The sequence below is a fragment of the Hyphomicrobium sp. genome (assembly GCF_047600905.1).
Classification (GTDB): Bacteria; Pseudomonadota; Alphaproteobacteria; order Rhizobiales; family Hyphomicrobiaceae; genus Hyphomicrobium_B.
Genome location: NZ_JASGKD010000001.1, coordinates 547686 through 571583 on the forward strand (window position 1 = coordinate 547686; position 23898 = coordinate 571583).

Below are 23898 nucleotides of genomic sequence, written 5' to 3' on the forward strand. Positions count from 1 at the left end.
TGACAAAGTTCGGATTGGGAAAAGTCTAGGCCCTGCCGGCGGGAGCGTTTGCAAGGAGAGTGCTGGGAGGTGGGTTTGGGGAGGACCGCGCTGCGCGCTGTTCTTCGCCGCGGGCAGGCGGAGGGGAATCGCGGGAATGCTTCCCTCATCCAACCCTCTCCCCGAGGGGAGAGGGAGAGAGGTTACTCTGCTGCGGCTTTCTTAGATGTGGGTTTGGGCTTTCTCGCCAGCACCGGCTTCAGGTACTGCCCCGTATAACTCTCTTTCACCTTCACCACGTCCTCGGGCGTGCCGGCGGCTACGATCGTGCCGCCGCCGTCGCCGCCTTCGGGGCCGAGGTCGATGATCCAGTCGGCGGTCTTGATGACTTCGAGATTGTGCTCGATGACGACGACGGTGTTGCCCGCGTCCGCCAGCTCGTGCAGCACCTCCAAGAGCTTGGCAACGTCGTGGAAGTGCAGACCCGTCGTCGGCTCATCCAGGATGTAGAGCGTGCGGCCCGTCGCGCGGCGTGACAATTCCTTCGACAGCTTGATGCGCTGCGCCTCGCCGCCCGAGAGCGTCGTCGCCTGCTGGCCGATATGAATGTAGCCCAAGCCGACGCGCGCCAGCGTTTCGAGCTTGTCGCGGATCGACGGCACGGCCTTGAAGAACTCGGCGCCTTCCTCGACCGTCATGTCGAGCACGTCGGCGATCGACTTCTCCTTGAAGGTGACGGCGAGCGTCTCGCGATTGTAGCGCTTGCCCTTGCATTCCTCGCAGGTGACGTAGACGTCGGGCAGGAAGTGCATCTCGATCTTGATGACGCCGTCGCCCTGGCAGACCTCGCAGCGGCCGCCCTTGACGTTGAACGAGAAGCGGCCCGGCTCGTAGCCGCGCGTTTTGGCTTCCGGCAGGCCTGCGAACCATTCGCGGATCGGCGTGAAGGCGCCGGTGTAGGTCGCGGGGTTGGAGCGCGGCGTGCGGCCGATCGGCGACTGGTCGATGTCGATGATCTTGTCGAAGTGCTCGATGCCGGTGATCTTGTCGTGCTCGCCGGGGTGGTCTTTGGCGTTGTTGAGCTTGCGGGCGACGGCCTTGAAGAGCGTGTCGATCAGCAGCGTCGATTTTCCGCCGCCCGAGACGCCGGTGATGCAGGTGAAGAGGCCGACGGGGACGGACGCGGTGACGTTCTTCAGGTTGTTCTCGCGCGCGCCGGTGACGGTGAGCATGCGTTTCGGGTCGGGTGGCCGCCGTGTTTTGGGCGTGGGCACGAAGCGGACGCCGGAGAGGTATTCGCCGGTGATGCTTTGCGGGCTGTCCATGATGTCCTGCGGCGTGCCTTGCGCGATGACCTTGCCGCCGTGGACGCCCGCGCCGGGGCCGATGTCGACGACGTGGTCGGCGGTCATGATCGCGTCCTCGTCGTGCTCGACGACGATGACGGTGTTGCCGATGTCGCGCAGGTGCTTGAGCGTGTCGAGCAGGCGGTCGTTGTCTTTCTGGTGCAGGCCGATGGAGGGCTCGTCGAGGACGTAGAGCACGCCGGTCAGACCCGAGCCGATTTGCGAGGCTAAGCGGATGCGTTGCGATTCACCGCCGCTCAGCGTGCCGGACGAGCGCGAGAGCGTGAGGTAGGTCAGGCCGACGTCGTTGAGGAACTTCAGGCGGTCGCGGATTTCCTTCAGGATGCGGGTTGCGATTTCGGACTGCTGCTTGGTGAAGGTTTTCGGGATGTCCTCGAACCAGGTGTTGGCGGCCTTGATCGACAGGTCGCAGACCTCGCCGATGTGCTTGCCGCCGATTTTCACGGCGAGGGCTTGCGGTTTGAGGCGGTAGCCGCCGCAGGCTTCGCACGGGTGGGCTGCCTGATAGCGCGAGAGTTCCTCGCGGACCCAGTCCGAATCCGTTTCCTTGAAGCGGCGGGCGATGTTGCCGATGACGCCTTCGAACGGTTTTTCGGTGGTGTAGTTGCGCGTGCCGTCCCAGTAGGTGAACGTCACGTCCTCATCGCCCGAGCCGTAGAGGATCGCGAGCTGGACGTGTTTCGGCAGCTTCTCCCACGGGGTTTTTATCGATACTTTGTAGTGTTTCGCCAGGCTTTCCTGGGTTTGCTCGTAGTAGGGCGAGGTGGCGCCGGTCTTGGACCAGGCAAAGATCGCGCCTTTTTCGAGTGAGAGAGACGGATCGGGGACGACGAGGTCGGGTTCGAAGCGGAGCTCGGAGCCGAGGCCGTCGCAGACCGGGCAGGCGCCCGCAGGGGCGTTGAACGAAAAGAGGCGCGGCTCGATTTCGTCGATGGTGAAGCCGGAGACCGGGCAGGCGAAGCGCGCGGAGAACGTGATGCGTTCGTGGGTTTCGTTTTTGTTTTTGAGGATTTCCCTCTCCCCGCTTGCGGGGAGAGGGTTAGGGTGAGGGGCTGCCTCTTGTTCGGCTTTCTGCCGCCCCTCACTCCGACCCTCTCCCCGTGAAGGACGGGGCGAGGGAGAGTTGAGAGGCTTGTCGACGTATTCGGCGATGGCGAGACCGTCGGAGAGCTTCAGCGCCTGCTCGAATGAATCCGCGAGGCGGGTGCCGAGGTCCTTCTTCACGACGATGCGGTCGATGACGACGTCGATGTCGTGCTTGTATTTCTTGTCGAGCTTCGGTGCGTCACCGATGTCGTAGACGGTGCCGTTGATCTTGACGCGCTGGTAGCCCTTCTTCTGCCACTCGGCGATTTCTTTTTTGTATTCGCCTTTGCGGCCGCGCACGACGGGCGCGAGCAGGAGAAGCCGCGTGCCTTCGGGCAGTGCCAGCACGCGGTCGACCATTTGGCTGACGGTCTGGCTTTCGATCGGCAGGCCGGTTGCGGGCGAATAGGGAACGCCGACGCGGGCAAAGAGCAGGCGCAGATAGTCGTAGATCTCCGTCACCGTGCCGACCGTCGAGCGCGGGTTCTTGCTCGTCGTCTTCTGCTCGATGGAGATGGCGGGCGACAGACCGTCGATGTGATCGACGTCCGGCTTCTGCATCATCTCGAGGAACTGGCGGGCATAGGCCGAGAGGCTTTCGACGTAGCGGCGCTGGCCCTCCGCGTAGATCGTATCGAAGGCGAGCGAGGATTTGCCCGAGCCCGACAGCCCGGTGAAGACGACGAGTGCGTCGCGCGGGATTTCGAGATCGACGTTTTTCAGGTTGTGTTCGCGCGCACCCCGGACGTGGATGGTCTTCATCAGTTCGGAGGCGGGGCGGGAATTCGGTTTTGTCGATTTGGCCATGGCATCCGTCTAGCCGAGGGGCTGCCGGACTGGCAATGCAACCAGGCGGCGCGGGCGCACAATATGGGCGGCTGGGAGGGGATAAACCAGGGCCGAGCGGGGGTTGCGGGCCGTGTCAGGTTGCCCCGGAAGCGCTCCCTGCGGGGTCCGCATCGAGCGCGGCGATCATGGCGGCGGCCGTCTCACGGGAGCCCTGGACGACGTCGGAGGCCCCATAGTCCTTGAGGTACTTGGCCTCGGCGTCGGAATGGGCACGGGCGACGATTTTCAGGCCAGGGTTCGCTACCCGAGCCTGGGCGACGATCTGGCCAGCTTCGAAGCAATCCGGGATCGCGACGACGAGGCGCTTGGCCGCCTTGATGTTGGCGGACGCGAGGTCGGTGACGGCGTTGGCGCCAACGGCATCGACGCCACGGGATTTGAGCGCGGCGGCGGTCTCGTCGCGATCGTCCATGACGAAAAGGGGCGTGCCCTCGGCGATCAGGCGTTCGCCGACGATGCCGCCGACCCGGCCGAAGCCGATCAGGACGGTGTGATCGGTCTTGGGGGTGACGTAGGCGATTTCCGAGCGAGACTTGGCCGTCGCTAACGGAGGGTTCGTGCCGGCGGCCGCATCGGGCGCGGCGGCCACCTTGTCGTTGTATTTTTCGACCAGCAGGAACAGCAGCGGATTGAGCATGATCGAGATCAGCGCGCCCGCGAGGATCAACTCGCGCCCTTCAACGGGCAGCAGCTTCAGCGTGACGCCGAGCCCTGCGAGGATGAACGAGAACTCGCCGATCTGGGCGAGGCTTGCGGCAATCAGGAGCGCGGTGCGCATGCCGTGGCCGAACGCGAGGACGATCAGCCACGCGGCAAGCGACTTGCCGAGAATGATGATCGCGACAGTGGCCAGCACGCGTAGCGGGTTTTCGACGACAATGTAGGGATAGAACAGCATCCCGACAGAGACGAAGAACAGCACGGCGAAGGCGTCGCGCAGCGGCAGGGATTCGTTGGCGGCCTGTTGGCTCAACGGGGATTCGCTCAGGATCATGCCTGCGAAGAAGGCGCCGAGCGCGAACGAGACGCCGAACAGCTTGGCGGCGATGAACGCGACGCCAAGTGCGATCGTCAGCACGCCGAGGCGGAAGAGTTCACGCGAACCGGTGTGAGCGATGTGGTGCAGGATCGCCGGAATGAGCTTGCGGCCGAACAGCAGCATCACGGCGATGAAGGCGACGACCTTCAGCAGCGTGATGGCGAGGGCGAGCGCGAGGCCGCCGGGTTGGGCGCTTGCCGCCGCTGCTTCGGAGCTTTGCGATCCGAGCAACGGCGCGATCGCCGGAAGGATCACCAGCGTCAGGACCATGACGAGGTCTTCGACGATCAGCCAGCCGACGGCGATGCGGCCCTGATCGGATTTGACGAGACGACGCTCCTGCAAGGCGCGCAACAGCACGACGGTGCTCGCGACGGAAAGCGCCAATCCGAAGACGACACCGGCGCCGACTGACCAGCCGAAGCCTGCGGCGAGCACGAGGCCCATCACGGTGGCAGACGCGATCTGCACGATGGCGCCCGGCACGGCAATCGTGCGGACGGCGAGAAGCTCGGACATCGAGAAATGCAGGCCGACGCCGAACATCAGCAGAATGATGCCGATTTCGGCGAGTTCGTTGGCGAGGCCCTGATCGGCAACGAAGCCGGGTGTGAAGGGGCCGATCGCGACGCCTGCGAGCAGATAGCCGACGATGGGCGAGATGCGAAGCCTCTGGGCGATCGTGCCAAAGAGGAAGGCCAATGACAGGCCGACGACGATCGTAGCAATCAGTGGGGTATCGTGCGCCATACCTGATGCGGCACCTCCGGAGGCCGTGAGAGCAGTCTGCATTGTGCACGGCGAAACAATCAAGCTCGGGATGAGGTTTGGGGATCAGGGCTTTGGGATGACGGGTGTCGTGGTGGCATTGTTCAAGCTTCGTCATGCCGACGCAGGCCGGCACCCAGACAGGCATTGATTTTGGAGGTGCTGCGCTCTGACTGGATCCCCGGCCTGCGCCGGGATGACGGTGGTTTGTCGATTGGCCGCCGCTAAAGCGAAGAGGAAAAGTTTTTTGCGGGGAGAAACGGCGTTCAGACGTGGCGTTCACGCGAGAGTCAGCAACTGGTCCGCATTCGGCCTTGACGGTTCGGTATCCGTCACGGAAATGAACCGGAGATCATCTTAAAGATGAGGGCAACAACCATGAGCGACGCTCCGTCCCTGCTCAATATCTCGCATCCGGCGCATCCGGTGAACCGAACGATGTCGGTGATCAAGCTCCTGGTGCTTGCGGTGTCGGTCGCGGCGGCGGTGCCGACGGCGCGCAATCTCTATTTCTCGTGGAAGAACGACGTGCCGTTCAATCAGGTCGATCACCGGTTGGCGCAGGCGGATCTGTTCGAGAAGAATTTCGACTGCAAGATCGATTACCGGTCGCTCGCGATCACGGGTGCCGAAAAGATCGACGTCGGCACGTGCAAGAAAACCGGCGACATCTCCATTCGCGTCAGCGGCAACGGCCAGACCAATTACGAGTGGATCGCGTTTGATCGGTTGCCGAAGCCGAAGACGAAGACGGCGGGGCTTATCGATTTCATCGTGTCGCGGGCGTTGGCGGACGAAGCGGTTCGCACTGATGTGCCGTTCGAAGTGGCGCAGGATTCGACCGTCCTTTGCCAGGCCAAGTCGGGCGACAACATCATCCGCGTCGTGCAAACGGGCGGACAATGCGTGCAGGAGACGGTGTCGATGTTTCGCGGTTCTGTCGATAAGAGCCAGCCGGTGCCGTGCGACAAGGCATGTCCTATAAGGTAGAAGTCTTCAGGTGGGCGAAGGCGACTTGCTTTCGTACAGGCTTTCGACTCCGCGTCGCGATGGATCCTCGGGATGAGCCCGAGGACGACATTTGTGGGATGGAGCGTGGTCGTGGATCGCCGCCTTCGTGGCCATGACGAAGGGTGGCGATGGCAGTTGGATTTGCAATGACCGGCGCGTTTCACCACTCTTGTTTTTGCGGCAGGCCGTCAGTGATGTCGTAGTAGTCCGACTTGGAGCCGACGAAGATGTGTTCGGCGATCTTGACGCCGGTCGGCTTATCGAGCGTTCCGGCGGTGATGTAGATGTCGGCCGCGCCCTCTTGTTTCCAGAACAGATTTCCTCCGCAACGCGCGCAGAATCCGCGCCGGCCAAGCTCGGATGATCGATACCAGCGCAACGTTTCGTCGTTGAGGATTTTGAGATCCGCGGCGGCGCAGCGCGTCATGGCCGCGAAGTTGCCGCTCGTCTTGGCGCATTGCGAGCAATGGCAAGCGAGGATGGGATGAAGCTCGCCGGTGACTTCGAAGGTCACACCCTGGCACAGGCAGCTTCCGGTCGCGTGAACGGTCATAAGTTTTGAATTTCCCTGCGATGTGCGCGCCGCTTTGCAAGTGGCGGTCTGTAAATATATTGCGCGGATTTTGATAAATCGCAGGAATAATTGTGATCGCTTCCGCCGAGATGACGTCTTGACGACATGGGATTTGAGGCACACATTTCCTTTTGTGACGGTGCCGCTCTCGCTAGCTGTTCCGGTAAGTGCATCTCGGCCGAGGGGTCGATGAGCTGCGGAATGGAAACGCGAGGCGCCAGAGTTTCATGCGGCGTGTAGGGTCCATGGGATTTGGCGAACGACGGCAGGCGTGACGACGCAACTTTCGAGGAGAGGAGATGACTCCACCGGGTTATCGCACAGGACCTCGAGAACTCGATCGCGGGGTCAACAGCTTGACAGGCATTCTCGAGATAGTGGCCACGGTCTGTTCGGCTGGTATCGCTACAATTTGGATATCTCATACGAGGGCGGCGGTCCGTGTGGCTGCCAGAGCCTCGCGTTCAAAGGCCCGGTTTTAGTCTGGGCATTCCATCGAAGGTAAAACGACCCCGCGCGCATCCGAGGATGCGGCGGGGTTTCGCTTTTGAAGGGTGCGTGCACGATTCCGCCGTTGCGATCCGTCCGCATCCGCAGCAATCGTCGAAGCTCTCGGCGACGAGTGCCGACTTGCTTTCGAGCGCGGGCGATCTCATTCCAGCGACTTCAGGCCAGCGACTTCAGGCGATCACGAAGCTCGGCGGGAAGTTTGCTGAACCAATCCTCCTCGCCACCCGGCGGCGGGAGGACGTGGCCAAATTCGAGGACGCTTGGCCCTGGAATGTCGGAGATATAAATCCAGACCTTGTCTTTCGATACTCCCGCAATCTGCGCCGTCTCATCCGCGATGCGGTTGAGCAGTTGCTCTTTTTGCTCTTGCGTCCGCCCTCCTCGGATGTCTGCGCGAATCCAGATGTGTCCAGATGGGGCGTCACGGCCTCCGATGAAGTGAGATCCAGGCGCGATGTCGGCGAATATCACTTGCACGAAGTATCGCGGCGCGCGTCCCACCTCGTGATGCGCATCCGTGATGCTGCGGGCAATTGCGGTGCGTTGGCCGGCCGACAATTGCCCCGTCTGCGTCCAGCACAAATACGTCGGCATGTCGCGTTTCCTTCAGTGAAAGCGGGTAGCAACTTCAGCCGGCGGGGGCCGTCGCCTGAACGTCAATCCTTATGATTGGTTATGGCGACGAAGGTGTCGTCGTTCTGGCAGCGGCGCTCGTGCATCAGGAAGTCGTAGTAGCCGCAGCGGCCCGAGCCCGGATAGTCGCGGCAGGCGAAGGGGCGCGCCTTGTAGATCGTGCAGCGGCGCAGCTTGGTATCGAAGAACTGGCAGATGCGGCCGTAGTGCTTGTCGCCCTTGCGGCGCATCAGATACTTGTGGCCGTGGCCCTCACGCGTGAAGCGGCGCTTGGCGGTCTCGTATTTCAGGTTGAAGTGCTTGGCGAGGCGTTCGACGTCGCGCTTGTTCAACGCGATGACCGGATACGAGCAGCAGTATCCCGGGCAATTCAAACAATTGTACTGAGCCATCGAGGCTTTGGTGCTCCCGCCTACGCACGCCATTCCCGACAACGGCCATAGATCATGCGTTGCGTCAGTCAAGGAGACATTGTCGGTGCGTGCGGCAGCGGAGCTTTCGGGGTCACAGTGCGGAAACTCCTTGCATGGCCGGGCGGCCTCGCTATATATAGAACAATTAGAGAACATTTGGTTTGCCGTCCGGGATCGAAAGGTCGTGGACAACGGCAAATCTGAGGAAGAAGGCGCGACCGCCAGCCTTTAAGGTCAGGGTGAGATTCCGCTCTTTCCCGAGTGGCGTGTCGATGCAACTCTATAGGTCCGGCTGGCAGTCGCCGCCGGTTTCGCGAGGCGGATGCCATGGCGTGAGAGCCGTGGTCGCGCTCGCGGTCAGTCAAGGAGACGAGCGAAATGGCAGGATCGGTCAACAAGGTCATTCTGGTGGGCAATGTCGGCAAGGATCCGGAGATCCGCCGCACGCAGGATGGCCGTCCGATCGCGAACCTCTCGATCGCGACGAGCGATACGTGGCGTGACAAGCAGACGGGCGAGCGCAAGGAAAAGACCGAGTGGCATCGCGTCGTCGTGTTTAGCGAGCCGCTGTGCAAAATCATCGAACAGTACGTGAAGAAGGGCGCGAAGCTCTACATTGAGGGCGCCTTGCAGACGCGCAAGTGGACGGATCAGAGCGGCGCCGAGAAGTATTCGACCGAAGTCGTGATCCAGGGCTACAACGGCACGCTGACGATGCTTGATGGCGCGGGCGGCGGGCGCGGTGCTTCGGTCGGCATGCAGGAGAGCGGTCCGGATTACGCGTCCGACGGCGGCTTCGGTTCGAGTGCCGGCGAGACGCGGCGCGTGGCCAAAAGCGGCGGCTCGAAGGGCGGCTTCGACAAGGCCATCGACGACGAGATTCCTTTCTGATTGCGCGGGCGAGTCGCGTTCCGCGAGCCGACTCCCAGGCACGATGTGTTCGGCGCGCTCACCGCGCGATGGAATAGAGGGACCGGTCGTTGGCGGTAACGCCGGTGTTCCGCGTTTTTTATGAGCGGGGCTGCCAACGACGCGGAGCGTAAACCTCCGATGTCACCTTTCGGTTTTATGCCGAGGACCTATCGGGCAGCATTCTCCGCTAACACTGATGAATGGGATTCTCGCGATGAGCCCGAGCATGAAATTGGGGGCAAAGCGGTCGCCGTGGATGACCGCCTTCGCGGCCATGACGGAAGCGATGGTCCGGTCGCGTTTGTGCTTCGCTGAGCTCGTCCGAGGATGACGAGGACGCGGGGCCGACGGAGCTTAATGTACTGAAGCGGCGCTCGTTGCGGCGCGAGCGGAAGCCGCGGCCTTATTGGCCTGGAAAGCCTTGTCGGATTGCACTTCGATGAAAAGGTGCTGCACTTCCGGATAGCGGGCCTTGATGGCGCGCTGCAGGCGGGCAGTCACCTCTTCGACGGTCCGTGCGCTCACCCAATCCTCGAAATCGACGCTGGCGGTGACCAGAATATCCTGCGGCGCGAGATGCATGGTGCGGATCTCGTTGATGACGCGGATCGGCTTCTCGGGCCCGACATCGGCTGAAATGATGTCGCGAATGCCGTCCTGAACCGAGCGCGACGCGGCCTCGCCGACAATCAGCGAGCGGATTTCGACCGACATGAAGATCGCCACGAAGGCGAGAACGCAGCCAATGAGGATCGAAGCGTAGCCGTCGGCCTGCTCGTAGCCGCCTAAGTCGGCGATCATGGTGCCAACGAAGGCAATGACGAGGCCAGCGAGCGCCGCGGCGTCCTCGAGCACGATCGCAAACAGCGAGGGATCCTTGGACGCGCGCAGCGCCGCGACGAAACTCAGCCCGGACGGCCGGCGCCGGACATTGAATTCGCCGAGCGCCTTCAGCATCGAATAGCCTTCGAGCGCCAGCGCGACGCCAAGGACGATATAGAGCACGTAAGTGTCGCGGAGCGGATGCGGGTTCAGGACCTTCTCGATGCCTTCATAAATCGCGACGCCTGCGCCGAGCGAAAACAGCACCATCGCGACGATGAAGCTCCAGAAGTACATCTCCTTGCCGTATCCGAACGGATGCTGGGCATCCGCTGGTCGGGCGGCGCGGTGGATGCCGAAGAGAAGAAGAAGCTGGTTGGAAGTATCGACGAGCGAGTGGATCGCTTCCGACAGCATGGCCGACGATTGGGTCCAACCCGCCGCCACGAACTTCGTCAGGGCGATGCCGAGATTGCAGGCAAAGGCCACGATGATTACGGATTTCGATCCGCCGGTATCCACGTTCGCGAGCCTCCTGTGCAGCCGCATCAATCCGTAGCCGATGCGCTAGGAAGGCGTCCAGGGCGGAGTACGTCGCGGGGTACGGCGCGCCGGAGCACATCCTTAAAACAGAAGAGGCCAGGAGCGAACTCCTGGCCTCGGGAAGTGGTCGGCGGGTTTGGGTAGAATTTATTTCAGTGGCACGGGCGCCGACCGGCCGGCGAGCAGGTCGGAGAGATTGAAGCGATAGCCGATGCCGGCCGAGACGATCAGCGGATCGACATCGACTTTGGCGGTGACGCCGCTGCCCTTCCAGTTGGCATCGGTATCGAGCCAGACCTTCTTGATGTCGGCGTTGAGATACCAGCCGTTGCCGATTTCGTAATCGAGGCCGCCCTGCAGCGCGAAGCCCCAGGAATCGTCCAGGCTGATCCGCGGGCCGAGATCGCTGTGGCTGCCGGCAAAATAATGGATGTATTGCACGCCGGCGCCGACGTAGGGCTTGAAGCCGCCGACGGTGTCGAAGTGGTACTGCAGCGTCAAGATCGGCGGGAATGCCCAGAAGTTTCCGAGGTCGAGGCCGTTGATGTCTTTCTTGCCGGTGGCGTCGAAGTTCGCGAAGCAGCAGAAGAGTTCGGCGGCAATGTTCTTCGTGAAGAAGTGCGTGATCGTCAGCGTCGGGATGGCTTCGGTGCTGACTTCGGCATCGTAGCCGGGGACACGGGTGCCCGAGGAATAGACCTTGGCGCTCGAGTCCGGGACCACCGCCGTTCCCTGAAGGCGGATCAGCGTGTCGCCGCTGTAATCACCAGCGTATGCCGGCGCCGTCGCAGGCACCAACGCAAGTGCCCATAGCGTTGCAAGTGCAGCCAAACGCATCGTCTCAAATCCCCCTGCTTTCAATCCAATGTTCAAAGCCGCGCGCGGCGACTCAATTGGAAGTCCTGGACATCGTTATCGGTGCGTTGCGAGTGGACGCCCAGGATGCTGTGGCGCTTGCTTCTGACGGGGGTCAGAGCCGCGCGGTGATCTCTGCGCCTGTGACACGGGCGACACGGCATTTATTGATTCACGTCAAATGCTCGGGCTCCCGACGGTCGGATAACTTTTGGCAACCGGCCGAACGTTCCGGCGCAGGGAGCCATTACGTCCATGACGACAATCGAAGCAGCAGCCGCACACCTCAGCGCACGGAACGAAGAGCGTGTTCCGTCGGATCCGGGCCTCGTCGGTTTTTCCCGGCTTCGAGCACGCGCGCAGTTCATTCGCCTGGGCAATCGATATGCGCTTTCCTCGCTCGGGTGCGGGCATGTCTTCATCGCGGTCAAGGGCGTGGTCGGATTGGAGTCGGGTGTGCCGGGTTCCGATATCCGCGTCGTCACCAATCTTCTTTATCCGGGCGACATTCTGGTGCCCGAGCTGCAGGCGCCGCTGCCGAGCTTGTCGCTGATCTCGCAGAGGCCAGCGGAATTCTGGAAGCTGCAGGCATCCGCCGTCGCCGAAGAGGTTTCGCGCGACAGTCATCTCTGGCACGCGATGTTCACGCGGCTCAACGATCAGAACGCGCGCTCGCAACTGCATGCGGCAGAGATGTCGATTCTGAATTCGGAAGAGCGGGTGGCGGCCTTCCTGATCGAAGCGGGAACGCGGCTCGGCATCGCTTCTGGTGGGTTGGTCGCGTTCGAATTGCCACTGTCGCGCTACAGCATCGCCGATTATCTGTCGCTCAACGCCGATACGATCTCGCGGACGTTTTCGGCGTTCGGTTCGTCGCGGATTATCGAGCGGCGGGGGCGGTTCCAGATCGTGGTGCGCGACTGGCCGGCGCTGCTTGAGAAATGCCCGATGAGCGACGCCATCGTCGCCGCACACGGGGCAGGGCGTCCGCAGCTCGTCCGCTGAAAAAAGCTGTCATGGCCGCGGAGACGGCCATCTTTGACAAGGCTTCAGCATCTCGAGTGGAGCGGATGTAGATGCTTGCGTGGATCCCGGCCTTCGCCGGGATGACGGGAAGCGATCATCCGGCTCACTCTCCCAACGCCGTCATGCAACGAAGGTCGGCACCCAGACAATCCTAGGCAGATGCGATGCGTTTGGTCGGATCCCGGCCTTCGCCGGGATGACGTTTTGGGGGATGGGCTGACTCGCGGTCGCCCTGTCATGCTCGGGACAAGCCCGAGCATGACAGATGGGGTGTGAAGCGATTATTCGCTGACGGCTTCCTGGGACTCGTCGGCTTCTTCCTCGGTGATGCGCTCGACCGAGACGACCTTTTCTTCCGCGTCGGTCTTGAAGATGCGCACCCCTTGGGTGTTGCGGCCGGCGATGCGGATGTCGTGCACGGGGCAACGGATGAGCTGACCGCCGTCGGTCACCAGCATGATCTGGTCGTTCTCGCCGATCGGGAACGACGCGAGAAGGCGGCCGTTCCGGTCGTTGGCAACCATCGCGACGATGCCTTTGCCGCCGCGGCCCGAGGTGCGGAACTCATAAGACGACGAACGTTTGCCGAAACCCTTGCTTGAAACGGTCAGCACGAACTGCTCGGCGGCCTGCATCTCGGCGAAGCGTTCGGCGCTGATGCTGACGTCGCCTGAGACTTCCTCAGCATCGGCTTCGGCGGTGGCTTCGCCTTCTTCCGCATCCTCCGAGCGGCGAAGGGCGCCAGCCTGCTTCAGGTAGGCGGCGCGCTCATCGGCTTCGGCCGCGAAGTGATCGAGGATCGCCATCGAGATCACCTCGTCGTTGTCGTCGAGGCGGATGCCGCGCACGCCGGTCGAGTCGCGGCCCTTGAAGAGACGGATCTCGTCGCCGATCAGGAAGCGGATGCACTGGCCTTCGGCGCTCGTCAGCAGCACGTCCTGATTGGGCGTCGCGATCGCGACCTGGACGATGCGGTCGCCTTCGTCGAGCTTCATCGCAATCTTGCCGTTGCGGTTGATGCTTTCAAAGTCGGCCAGCGCGTTGCGGCGGACATTGCCGGAGCGGGTGGCGAAGATCAGCTCGAGATCGCCCCAGGTGGAGGAATCTTCTGGCAGCGGCAGGATCGAGGTGATGACCTCGCCTTCTTCCAGCGGCAACAGGTTGACGAGGGCCTTGCCGGGCGACTGCGGCGATGCCGATGGCAGGCGCCAGACCTTCATGCGGTAGCACATCCCGCGCGAGGAAAAGAACAGCACGGGCGTGTGCGTCGAGGTCACGAACAACTGCGTGACGAAGTCTTCATCTCGCGTCGACATGCCGGAACGGCCCTTGCCGCCGCGCTTTTGCGCGCGATAGGCGGCCAGCGGCACGCGTTTGATGTAGCCCTTGTGGCTGACGGTGACGACGCAGTCCTCGCGCTGGATGAGGTCTTCGTCCTCGACCTCGCCTTCGATATCGACGATTTCGGTTTTGCGCGGGGTTGCGAACTCGTTCTTGATCGCCTGCAGCTCGCCCTTGACGATATCGACGACGCGGGCGCGCGAGGCGAGGATGGCGAGATATTCTTTGATCTCCGTCGCGATCTTGTTCAACTCGTCGGAAATTTCATCGCGGCCGAGAGCGGTGAGACGGGCCAAGCGCAGTTCGAGGATGGCTTTTGCCTGCTCTTCGGACAGGCGATAGGTGCCGGCTTCGGAAACCTTGTGTCGTGGATCGGCGATGAGCTCGATCAGCGGCGTCATGTCCTTGGCGGGCCAGTCGCGCGCCATCAGCTGCTCTTTGGCTTCGGCGGGCGAGGCCGAGGTGCGAATGAGCTTGATGACTTCATCGATGTTGGCAACGGCGATTGCCAAGCCGACGAGGACGTGAGCGCGGTCACGGGCCTTGTTCAACAGGTGCTTGATGCGCCGGGTGACGACTTCCTGGCGGAAGCTGGTGAAGGCCGAGATGAAGTCCTTGAGGTTCAGGCTTTCCGGGCGGCCGCCGTTGATCGCCAGCATATTGGCGCCGAACGTCGTCTGTAGGTCGGAGTATTTGTAGAGGTTGTTCAAGACCACATCGGCGACGGCGTCGCGCTTCAATTCGATGACGATGCGGATGCCTTCGCGGTTCGATTCATCCCACAGGTCCGAGATGCCTTCGATCTTCTTGTCACGCACAAGGTCGGCGATCTTTTCGATCAGCGTGCGCTTGTTCACCTGATAGGGGATCTCGGTGACGATCAGCGCTTCGCGATCCTTGCGGATGTTCTCGACCTTGACGCGGGCGCGCATGATGATCGAGCCGCGGCCCTTGTGATAGGCGGAGAGAATGCCGCCGCGGCCGAGGATGATGCCGGCCGTCGGGAAGTCGGGTCCTTGGATGATTTGCGTCAGATCGTCGATGCCGATTTCGGGATTGTCGAGGTCGGCGATGCAGGCGTCGATGACTTCGCCGAGGTTGTGCGGCGGAATGTTGGTCGCCATGCCGACTGCGATGCCGCCGGCGCCATTGACGAGCAGATTCGGGAATTTCGCGGGCAGGACCGACGGCTCTTGAATGGTGCCATCATAGTTTTCGCGAAAATCGACGGTGTCGTTGTCGAGATCGTCGAGCAGGAAGCTCGCGACCTTGGCGAGACGCGATTCCGTGTAGCGCTCGGCAGCGGGCGGATCGCCGTCGATCGAGCCGAAGTTGCCCTGGCCATCGACGAGCGGCACGCGCATGGAAAAATCCTGCGCGAGGCGGACGAGGGCATCGTAGATCGCGAGGTTGCCGTGCGGGTGATACTTGCCCATCACCTCGCCGACGATGCGCGCCGACTTGACGTATTTTTTGTTCCAGTCGAGCCCAAGCTCGTTCATCGCGAAGAGGATGCGGCGGTGCACGGGCTTCAAACCGTCGCGCACGTCGGGCAGCGCGCGCGAAATGATGACGCTCATCGCGTAGTCGAGGTATGAGCGTTTCATCTCGTCCGAGATCGAGATCGGGCGAATGTCGCTCGGCTCGCGGCCAGCCGGTTTGTCGTCGTCGTTATTGTCGGTCAAAGGCAGCTCTTTCCGGGATGAGGAGCGGCGGGCGCAAAGCACCGGCAGCCGCTCGGAAAAGGGAAGCTATAGACTAGCAGAAATGAATTCTGAAAGCCACTTGCGCGGCTTCGTGACACGGCTCCACAACCTTCAATAAAATCGTTTGATATCATTGGTTTGCGGGAGCGCATCCGTGCGGGATTACAGCATGAGGATGAGTTCGGGGGATCGGCGCGGGAAATCCGGCGATCGGATGGCGAGGACGCCATAGATTCGCGGCCGGATCGGGCGTTGAGCGATATCTCGAGGACCTCGGCATGACAGGGGGAACAGCACCCCGTTCATGGCGTTCGCAAGCCAGGAACATTTAGCAAAAGCCAATGTCCGGCGCGGGTTCGCCGGGCGGGAGGAAGTTATGCGCGCTGCTGCTGCCGTTGCGACGGCGATCGTCCTTCACGTGCTCCTTCCGGGACCGCTTCTCGCGGCCGATGAGAAGGGCCAGGAGGCATTCAACAACAACTGTCGGACCTGCCATTCGTGGAAGGAGGGCGACAACCGGCTCGGCCCGAGCCTGCATGGCGTTGTCGGCCGCAAAGCCGGGACGGCGCCCGGGTTCGGCTTTTCGGGAGCGATGAAATCATCGGGCATCACGTGGGATGATGCATCGCTCGATAAGTTCGTCACCAATCCGAATGGGCTTGTTCCCAACAACAACATGAAGCCGTTCGGCGGCATCGCCGATGCGGCGACGCGCAAGCAGATTATCGACTTTCTGAAGTCCAATCCCGGTTGAGTGTTGCCTCGCGTCACTCTCTACTTCACCGTCATGCCGACGAAGGTCGGCACCCAGGCAAGTATCATCATCTGTCAGTCGAGATTTGAGTGGATCCGGCCTCCGCCGGGATGACGTTCTGTGTTCGATTGTCATCCCGGCCGAAGCGAAGCGGAGAGCCGGGACCCAGGGCGACGAGCGGGATGCGGACGACAGATCTGGGTCCCGGGTCTCGCAAAAGGGGCTCGCCCGGGATGACAGTTAGGCGAAGCAGAGAATTTTCATCGTATTTGGCGATGTGTGGTCTCGCCCTCTGGGCAAGGGGAGGGGCAGCGGCTATTCAGATGTTCGCTAAATCCCGAAGGAATCACGAAGGCGCCCATGACCCGCATCGGCTTTTATTCTGGCTCTTTCGATCCCGTGACGCTCGGACATACTGACGTGATCCGGCGGGCGACCGGGCTTCTCGACAAGCTGGTGATCGGCATCGGCGTCAATCCCGGCAAGGCGCCGCTGTTCGATGATGCCGAGCGGGTGGCGATGCTGAAGGAGGAAGTCCTGGCCATCACCGCGGCGACGAAGACCAAGATCGAGGTCGTGACGTTCTCGGGGCTCGCGGTCGATGCGGCGCGCGCCAACAAGGCGTCGATCATCATTCGCGGGCTGCGGGACGGAACCGACTTCGACTACGAAATGCAGATGGCCGGCATGAACGGCGAGATGGCGCCCGAGATTCAAACGGTCTACGTCGCGGCATCGCCGGCGGTGCGCCATATTGCGGCCAATCTCGTGCGCGCGGTGGCGATGATGGGCGGCGATCCTTCGCCCTTCGTTTCGGCGAGCGTGCTGAAGCGACTGAAGGCGAAGGCCCGCAAACAATCGTGAGGCGCGGCCGGAGAACCGCCCGCGCCATTTACCCCGCTGCAGTGCCTATTCGGACTTGTCTTTATATGTGCCGGAGAAAACCGTTTCGGTGATCGGGACGTAGAAGTATGTGCCGCCGCCCTTGGCATTCTGGAATTTTCCTGTGCCGCCCGTGTTCGTGTAGCGATATTCCTTCAAGTCGGAGCCTTCGTCCCAGGTGAAGGTTCGCGTATCGCCGCTCTTGAAGTGGTCAGTGCCGGTACCGACACCCTTCCAGGTGCCGTCTGGCATATACTCGTATTTGCCGATGCAGTCGGAGACGATGGTTTCGCGCGCCGTGTCATGGGGAACGGTGATGCAGCGGCCGGTGTAGTCGGCGATCTTGTGCCCCTTGGCGACTTCTTTCTCGTCCCACTTATCCGTCATGCAGACGATGACGCCCGTTTCCTGCCCAGTTGCGGCCGTCGTCGGGGACGCCAGCGCGGATATAAGGACTGAAGAGAGGACGAAAGATAGCTTCATCAGAACACTGTTCATATTTGATCCTCCGCTTTCGTTTTGCAAAATTATTCAGCAGGCGCCGTGCGTGCGTTCAGCGCGTCCGGCGTTCGGAATACTCATTATTGATTTCATGTCGTGAGGGCCGCAGAACCCGCGCTCCCTCGACGCCGAGACTGGCCGATCGCGGGTGTTCGGCGAAGTGTGTTACCGTGTCAAACAGCCGGCCTGAGCAGCAGGATTGTGCTGTTCACGCGCTTTCTGGAGCGTATGCGTGACGGAAATTCAGCCTCGTTGCTGGAGCGAATCCGAGCGGGCCGCGATCCGCGAGCAGCTGGCGCGCATCGTCACAAGTCAGATATTCCAGCAATCCCGCCGGCGGGTACGGTTTCTCGAATACATCGTCGATGAGACGCTTGCCGGTCGGGGCGACAGGATCAAGGGGTATACGATTGCGCGCGAGGTTTTCGACCGCGGCGACGGGTTCGACCCCAATGTCGATCCGGTCGTGCGCATCGAGGCGGGAAGGGTTCGCGACCGGCTGCGCGAATATTATGAGACCGTCGCCGGAGGCGATCCGATCCGGATCGAGCTGCCGAAGGGGACTTATACCCCGACGATCGAATTCCGGAATGCTGTCGCACCGCGCGACACCGAGGCAAAAGTATCCGATCAGTCGTCGCTGCAATCGGAGAAGGCTTTGGAAAGGGCGTTTAAAGGTTTGCTAGCGCCGACCATGCGGCCGCAGTTGGTGCTTTTGGCGTTTGCGGCTGCCGCCGCCTTGGTGATCGCCGGTGCACTCGTCTATCGCTCGTTGGATGTGTCCGCGCCCCGAACGACGGACGCGCATGTAACGGCCGACTTTGAAAGCGTTCCGGCGATTGCGGTTCTGCCGTTCACAAATCTGTCGGGCGATCCAAAGGAGGATTATTTCAGCGACGGATTGACGGAAGATATCCTGACGGCATTGGCCCGCTCACGAGATCTTCGCGTCGTCGCCCGCAACACGACATTCCAATACAAGGGCCAGCCCGTCGACGTCCAGAAACTCGGACGGGACCTGAAAGTCCGCTACGTGCTGCAAGGCAGTGCGCGGCGCGTCGATAATCGCGTCCGCATCACGGCGCAGCTGCTTGATGCGGAAACGAGTTCGCATGTCTGGGCGGAAAAGTACGATCGCGAAATGGCGGACGTTCTGCTCGTGCAGGATGAGGTCGTCAATCAGATCGTCGGCAAAGTCGCCGGCAGCTACGGCGCAATCGAGAGCACGGAAACAAAGTCGGCGCTTCGCAAGAGCCCCGAACAGGTTCAGTCCTATGATCTCGTTCTGCGGGCACGGGAAATTTTGCAGTGGAATTGGACACCGGAGATTTTTCACGCGGCGCGAGACTTCCTTAACAAGGCTGTGGCACTTGATCCGTCGAATTCGCGAGCACGGCGGGAGCTTGCATGGATTGCGGTGATGGGCTGGGTCTTCCGTCTCGATGAAAAGCCGGTGCCCCCGGCTGAGATCGTCGAGCTGGCGACGAATGCGGTCGTGCTCGACCCCGCGGATGCCCGCGCACGCATGACCGCGGCGTCCGCCTATTTCTTCACCAAGCAACTCGACCGCTTCGGACACGAGGCGGATCAGGCGCTCAACCTTGCGCCTTACGATGCCGAGATCATGGCCACACTTGGATGCATGATCTCAGCCGCCGGAGATCATCAGCGCGGGGTCGCGCTCGCGAAAAGAGGAAATGCGATCAACAGCGACGCCGCGATCGGCTGGTATCATTCGACCGTCTATACGGCGCTTTATCTCGCAGGCGATTACTCCCAGGCTCTCGAGATCGCCAAGCAAGGTATTCAGGAGATGTTTTACGTCTATCTCGAAATCATTCCGATCTATGGGCAGCTTGGAATGAAGCGAGAGGCCGCCGAAGCCTGGCGCAGCATGCAGAAGCTTTATCCGGGAGCGACCGCGCAGAGTTTCGCGGATTGGTGGCGGCTATGGAACATCCACGAGGATGAGGTCGGGCGACTGATGGACGGGGTCTATAAGTCCGGCATTTTCGGGCCCGCCGCCAAGGCCGGGCAATGACCCTGGGGCGCGGTGTCGCCCCGTCGGCCGCGGGGGGGCCTTCGAGCCTTGCGGTCAGGCCGTCAAATCGCCATAAGGGCGGCAACACTGCCCGCCGCAACGCCAAGGGGCGGGGCCGGAGCGCACAAAACGCCGGCGAAATGATCAATCCACGAGGAAGCGCCATGGTTCGATTTCTATCGTTCGTCTTTGCATCGCTGCTGGCGATGGGCATGTTTCTGGGTCAGCCGGCGCGTGCCGACGGCGACAAGCTCGTCATCGAATTGAAGAACGGCAAGGTCGTCATTCAGCTGCGGCCCGATCTGGCGCCGAAGACCGTCGCGCAGATCAAGGCGCTCGCCAGTCAGGGCTTCTATAACGGCATCAAGTTCCATCGCGTGATCGACGACTTCATGGCGCAAACAGGTGATCCGACAGGCACGGGCATGGGCGGCTCGAAGCTGCCGGATCTTCCGGCGGAATTCTCGGATGTGGAATTCAAGCGCGGCACTGTGGCGATGGCGCGGACGTCGGACCCGAATTCGGCAAACAGTCAGTTCTTCATCTGCTTCAACAGCATCGGCTGCGCCGGTCTCAAGGGCCAATACACCGTCTTCGGAGAGGTGATCGACGGCATGCAGTACGTCGACATGATCAAGCGCGGCGAGCCGGGCTCGGGAACGGTTACGAACCCGGACGTGATGCAAAAGGTCTACGTGCAGTAATTGAAACTCCATCTTCCTATCGCCAAGTGGCGCTGGGAAAACATGCTGCGGCTCGACCGTCTTGCGGCCGCCCCTCACCCTCGCCCTCTCCCCGCAAGCGGGGCGAGGGGAAGACCCTAGAAAGGACTTTTGGAATGGCCGACTACAAAGATCCCGAGAACACGCTGCTGATCGAGACGAGCAAGGGGCCCGTAGTGATCGAGTTGCGCCCCGATCTCGCGCCGAAGCATGTCGAGCGCATCAAGCAGCTGGCGCGCGAAGGCTTTTACGACGGCATCGTCTTTCACCGCGTAATCGACGGCTTCATGGCGCAGACGGGATGTCCGCAAGGTCGCGGCACCGGCGGTTCGTCCCATGGCAACTTGCCTGCCGAATTCAACGCCGAGCCGCATGTGCGCGGCGTCTGCTCGATGGCGCGGGCGTCCAATCCGAACTCGGCCAACAGCCAGTTCTTCATTGTGTTCGATGACGCGCGCTTTCTCGACAAGCAGTACACGGTCTGGGGCAAGGTGATCGAGGGGATGGACAACGTCGACAAGATCAACAAGGGCGAGCCGCCGAAGAGCCCGGACAAGATGATCAAGGTCCGCGTCGCGGCGGACGCTGCGTGATGGCGGCGCCGGGCAACACTTGCGAAGGCGCGCGGTGCAGCGCGCCTTTTCTCATTCTGGTCTGGGCCGGTCTTGCGGGTGCGGCGGGTGTCGCACTGTCAGCGGCGACCGCGCATAAGGTCGACAGTCCGGCGCTGGCGACGGCCGCGAACATCCTGACGCTGCACGCCGCGGCTGCAGTCGGCATTTTCGCCGTGGCGTTGCGCAGCATGCGGCCGAAGCTCTGGGGTTTGGCGGCGGTGCTGATGCTTTTCGCCGCCTCGCTGTTCTCGGGCGAGATTGCTTTTCACACTTTCACCGGCAATGCGTCGTTGCGATTCCTGGCGCCGGTCGGCGGCTCGGGCATGATCCTGAGCTGGCTGCTGGTTGCGGTGGCAGGACTCTTCAGCGCGCGGGGCAAGTGAGCTGGAGCTCCGAACGCGCTTGCGATGCTCGCTGCGTTCGGGGATAACGGAGTGTGTGAGCTGGCGTTAAGGGTCGCGGTCTTCCGGTCTTCCTTTGACGCGGATCATCGTTTATGCCGCGCCGATGCGTACCGATCTCTTCGATTTCGAACTGCCCGACAGCGCGATCTCGCTTTATCCGGCCGAGCCGCGGGATAGCGCGCGGCTTCTGGTCGTGTATCCGGTCAAGGGCGGTTGCGCGCGCGATGACGCCGACCTTGAAGACAAGATCGTGCGCGATCTGCCGAGCCTGCTCCGTCCCGGCGATGCGCTGGTGTTCAACGACACCAAAGTCATTCCCGCAGCGCTGGCAGGCGTTCGCGTGCGCGGCGAGACGCTAGCGAACGTCGATTTCAATCTGACGAAGCGGGTGAGCGATAACACCTGGCGTGCGTTTGCGCGGCCGGCTAAGCGGCTCGAAGCGGGCGATCGCGTGCGCTTTGGTCATTCGGGCGAAGTCTGTCTGCAGGGCAGGCTCGATGCGACGGTCGCGGCAAAGGGCGAGGCAGGCGAGGTCGAATTGGCGTTCGATCTGTCGGGTCCGGCACTCGATGAAGCCGTGGCGTCAATCGGGTTGATGCCGCTGCCGCCCTACATCGCGCTGAAGCGTGTGCCCGATGCGCGCGATCGCGAAACATATCAGACGATTTATGCCGAGAAGGACGGCGCGGTGGCGGCGCCGACGGCGGGTCTGCACTTCACGCCCGAGCTGTTCGCGGCTTTGGACGCACGTGGCGTCTCGCGCCACTTCGTGACGCTTCACGTCGGGCCGGGGACATTCCTGCCGGTGAAAGCCGAGGACACCGACGAGCACAAGATGCATTCCGAGTGGGGCGAGGTTTCAGCCGAGACCGCGGCGGCGCTGTATGAGGTCAAGGCGCGTGGCGGGCGTATCGTGGCTGTCGGCACGACGTCGCTGCGATTGCTCGAAAGTGCGGCGCGAGACGACGGCACCATCATGCCATGGTCGGGCGAAACAGCGATCTTCATCACGCCGGGATATAGGTTCAAAGCCATCGATGTGCTGATGACAAACTTCCATCTGCCGCGTTCGACGCTTTTCATGCTGGTCGCGGCGTTTTCAGGTCTCGGCACGATGCGGGCGGCTTATGGTCATGCGATCCGGTCCGGCTACCGTTTCTATTCCTATGGCGACGCCAGCTTACTCATGCGCGCCGACGACGGCAGCGAACGATCATGAAAAACGGCCCGGCTTCTCTTTCGCAGGGTCGATTGGTATGGTCGCCCGATGATCGCATTCACGTCAGTGTCCGCATCCAGTCCGGTGAAAGTTCCATGACATTGAGCAATCTGATCGCTTCCCTTCGGCCGAGCGCACTTGCGCTGATGACGGCCGCATTCGTCTTTGGCGCCAGCGCGCCGGCGTCCGCCGAGGCGGCGTGCACGTCGGTCGATACACCGCGGTGCATGGTGAAACTGCCGACCGGCATCGACATGGCCTACATCGAAGTCGGCCCGGCAGACGGCAAGCCGGTGCTTTTGATCCATGGGCTGACCGACAGCGTGCGGTCGTGGTCTTTGGCGATGGATGCGCTGCATAAGATCGATCCGAGCCTGCACATTCTCGCCGTCGATTTGCGCGGGCACGGCCAGAGCAGCATGCCGGATGCCAAGGCGTGTGCCTCAGCGCCCGAGACCTGCTACCGCATCTCGGATCTTGCCGGCGACGTCGTCGCGTTCATGCAGGCGAAGGGGATTTCGAAAGCCGATCTCGCCGGGCATTCGATGGGATCGTTCGTCGTGCAGGAGATCGCGATTACGCATCCGGAGATGGTCGGGCATGCCGTTCTCGACGCAACAGGTGCGAAGAGTGTCGGCAACGCGGCGCTCGGCGATTTCGTTTTGAAGCAGACGATAGAAGGCGCGTGGAAACCGGCGCTGGAGGCCAAGGGCCTGGCTTATCCGTCGGGCGTTTATGAGCTGACGCCGCTCGATGCCGATCCGAAGGCGATGGAATGGATCGCGGCCAACTGGACGCTCGATCCGGCCGCCGAGCCGTCGTTTCTCACGCCATACACGCCGGAGACGGCGAAGGTTCGGCTCGGCACCTGGATCGGGGCGACGAAAGGGCTATTGGCGCAGGACAACACCGAGCGCCTTAAAACTCTGAAGGTTCCGGCGCTGGTGATGTGGGCGACGCAGGACAGCATTTACCTTGCGAAGGATCAGGACGAGATCAAAGCGTCGCTGAAGGAAGCGGCTGCGAAAGCGGGAACGACGTTCTATTGGAAGGAATACGGCAAGAAGCCGCTTCCTGCTTCCGGTGCGCAGGAAAGCGACATCGGCCATAACATCCAATGGTCGGCGGCGGAGACGGTCGCGAAGGACATTCACTCATTCATCACGACCGGCGCGCCAACGCTCGATCTCGTCTACAGCGATGAAGCACCGAACGTCACCAAGCTGATCGTCGAGCCCGGCAAAGCCGTGGTCGAGAAGATCTCGAACTGAAGACTGAAACGGCGCTGTCTGTCCAATTCGCGGACGGCGCCATTACGATTGACCGC

General features: G+C 61.9%; 20 protein-coding genes. 11 read left to right on the forward strand and 9 right to left on the reverse strand.

The window, feature by feature from the left end; translation table 11 throughout:
- Positions 1-182 precede the first annotated feature (182 nt).
- The gene (gene uvrA / locus QM780_RS02825; protein WP_415068966.1) at positions 183-3239 is read right to left on the reverse strand and encodes an excinuclease ABC subunit UvrA; all 3057 of its coding nucleotides are present in this window, start codon (positions 3237-3239) and stop codon (positions 183-185) included.
- A 115-nt stretch (positions 3240-3354) separates the two neighbouring features.
- A complete protein-coding gene (gene ybaL, locus QM780_RS02830) occupies positions 3355-5070 on the reverse strand; it encodes a YbaL family putative K(+) efflux transporter (RefSeq protein WP_415068967.1) in 1716 nt (571 codons plus the stop codon).
- Between the two features lie 396 nt (positions 5071-5466).
- Here ybaL and QM780_RS02835 point away from each other — a divergent pair, with 396 nt between their 5' ends.
- Positions 5467-6078 carry a hypothetical protein gene (locus tag QM780_RS02835; RefSeq protein WP_415068968.1) on the forward strand — a complete coding sequence of 204 codons (612 nt, stop codon included), beginning with the start codon at positions 5467-5469 and terminating at the stop codon, positions 6076-6078.
- 181 nt (positions 6079-6259) lie between these two features.
- Here QM780_RS02835 and QM780_RS02840 read toward each other — a convergent pair whose 3' ends face one another.
- From QM780_RS02840 to QM780_RS02850, 3 genes are all read right to left on the reverse strand, one after another.
- Positions 6260-6652: a GFA family protein gene (locus QM780_RS02840; RefSeq protein WP_415068969.1), complete on the reverse strand. Its 393-nt coding sequence runs from the start codon at positions 6650-6652 to the stop codon at positions 6260-6262.
- Positions 6653-7339: 687 nt separating this feature from the next.
- Entirely contained in the window at positions 7340-7777 is a 438-nt protein-coding gene (locus tag QM780_RS02845; RefSeq protein ID WP_415068970.1) for a tautomerase family protein, read from the reverse strand.
- Positions 7778-7839: 62 nt separating this feature from the next.
- Positions 7840-8208, reverse strand: coding sequence for a YkgJ family cysteine cluster protein (locus QM780_RS02850; RefSeq protein WP_415068971.1), 369 nt, complete (start codon positions 8206-8208; stop codon positions 7840-7842).
- A gap of 399 nt (positions 8209-8607) precedes the next feature.
- Here QM780_RS02850 and QM780_RS02855 point away from each other — a divergent pair, with 399 nt between their 5' ends.
- Complete coding sequence (locus QM780_RS02855) at positions 8608-9120, forward strand: single-stranded DNA-binding protein (protein WP_415068972.1); 513 nt, start codon at positions 8608-8610, stop codon at positions 9118-9120.
- Positions 9121-9495: 375 nt separating this feature from the next.
- On the opposite strand, the gene QM780_RS02860 is transcribed toward QM780_RS02855, so the two are convergent.
- Together QM780_RS02860 and QM780_RS02865 are read right to left on the reverse strand one after the other, a co-directional pair.
- Positions 9496-10485: a cation diffusion facilitator family transporter gene (locus QM780_RS02860; protein WP_415068973.1), complete on the reverse strand. Its 990-nt coding sequence runs from the start codon at positions 10483-10485 to the stop codon at positions 9496-9498.
- Between the two features lie 168 nt (positions 10486-10653).
- Positions 10654-11343: an OmpW/AlkL family protein gene (locus QM780_RS02865; RefSeq protein ID WP_415068974.1), complete on the reverse strand. Its 690-nt coding sequence runs from the start codon at positions 11341-11343 to the stop codon at positions 10654-10656.
- A 273-nt stretch (positions 11344-11616) separates the two neighbouring features.
- Between QM780_RS02865 and QM780_RS02870 the strand changes: the two genes are divergently transcribed.
- Positions 11617-12366, forward strand: coding sequence for a Crp/Fnr family transcriptional regulator (locus QM780_RS02870; RefSeq protein ID WP_415068975.1), 750 nt, complete (start codon positions 11617-11619; stop codon positions 12364-12366).
- Between the two features lie 302 nt (positions 12367-12668).
- Here QM780_RS02870 and gyrA read toward each other — a convergent pair whose 3' ends face one another.
- Positions 12669-15413 carry a DNA gyrase subunit A gene (gene gyrA / locus QM780_RS02875; RefSeq protein ID WP_415068976.1) on the reverse strand — a complete coding sequence of 915 codons (2745 nt, stop codon included), beginning with the start codon at positions 15411-15413 and terminating at the stop codon, positions 12669-12671.
- Positions 15414-15810: 397 nt separating this feature from the next.
- On the opposite strand from gyrA, the gene QM780_RS02880 reads away from it, so the two are divergent.
- Positions 15811-16188 carry a c-type cytochrome gene (locus QM780_RS02880; protein ID WP_415068977.1) on the forward strand — a complete coding sequence of 126 codons (378 nt, stop codon included), beginning with the start codon at positions 15811-15813 and terminating at the stop codon, positions 16186-16188.
- 360 nt (positions 16189-16548) lie between these two features.
- Positions 16549-17052: a pantetheine-phosphate adenylyltransferase gene (gene coaD / locus QM780_RS02885; protein WP_415068978.1), complete on the forward strand. Its 504-nt coding sequence runs from the start codon at positions 16549-16551 to the stop codon at positions 17050-17052.
- Between the two features lie 45 nt (positions 17053-17097).
- On the opposite strand, the gene QM780_RS02890 is transcribed toward coaD, so the two are convergent.
- Positions 17098-17568, reverse strand: a complete 471-nt coding sequence (locus QM780_RS02890; protein ID WP_415068979.1) for a hypothetical protein — start codon at positions 17566-17568, stop codon at positions 17098-17100.
- A gap of 235 nt (positions 17569-17803) precedes the next feature.
- On the opposite strand from QM780_RS02890, the gene QM780_RS02895 reads away from it, so the two are divergent.
- From QM780_RS02895 to QM780_RS02920, 6 genes are all read left to right on the forward strand, one after another.
- Positions 17804-19612: a tetratricopeptide repeat protein gene (locus QM780_RS02895; RefSeq protein WP_415068980.1), complete on the forward strand. Its 1809-nt coding sequence runs from the start codon at positions 17804-17806 to the stop codon at positions 19610-19612.
- Between the two features lie 164 nt (positions 19613-19776).
- Positions 19777-20316, forward strand: a complete 540-nt coding sequence (locus QM780_RS02900) for a peptidylprolyl isomerase (protein WP_415068981.1) — start codon at positions 19777-19779, stop codon at positions 20314-20316.
- Between the two features lie 134 nt (positions 20317-20450).
- Complete coding sequence (locus QM780_RS02905; RefSeq protein WP_415068982.1) at positions 20451-20927, forward strand: peptidylprolyl isomerase; 477 nt, start codon at positions 20451-20453, stop codon at positions 20925-20927.
- Complete coding sequence (locus tag QM780_RS02910) at positions 20927-21331, forward strand: DUF423 domain-containing protein (RefSeq protein WP_415068983.1); 405 nt, start codon at positions 20927-20929, stop codon at positions 21329-21331. Before QM780_RS02905 ends, QM780_RS02910 begins: the two co-directional genes overlap by 1 nt.
- Before the next feature lie 124 nt (positions 21332-21455).
- Complete coding sequence (gene queA, locus QM780_RS02915) at positions 21456-22571, forward strand: tRNA preQ1(34) S-adenosylmethionine ribosyltransferase-isomerase QueA (RefSeq protein WP_415071961.1); 1116 nt, start codon at positions 21456-21458, stop codon at positions 22569-22571.
- The gene (locus QM780_RS02920; protein ID WP_415068984.1) at positions 22568-23842 is read left to right on the forward strand and encodes an alpha/beta fold hydrolase; all 1275 of its coding nucleotides are present in this window, start codon (positions 22568-22570) and stop codon (positions 23840-23842) included. Before queA ends, QM780_RS02920 begins: the two co-directional genes overlap by 4 nt.
- The last annotated feature ends 56 nt before the right edge of the window (positions 23843-23898 follow it).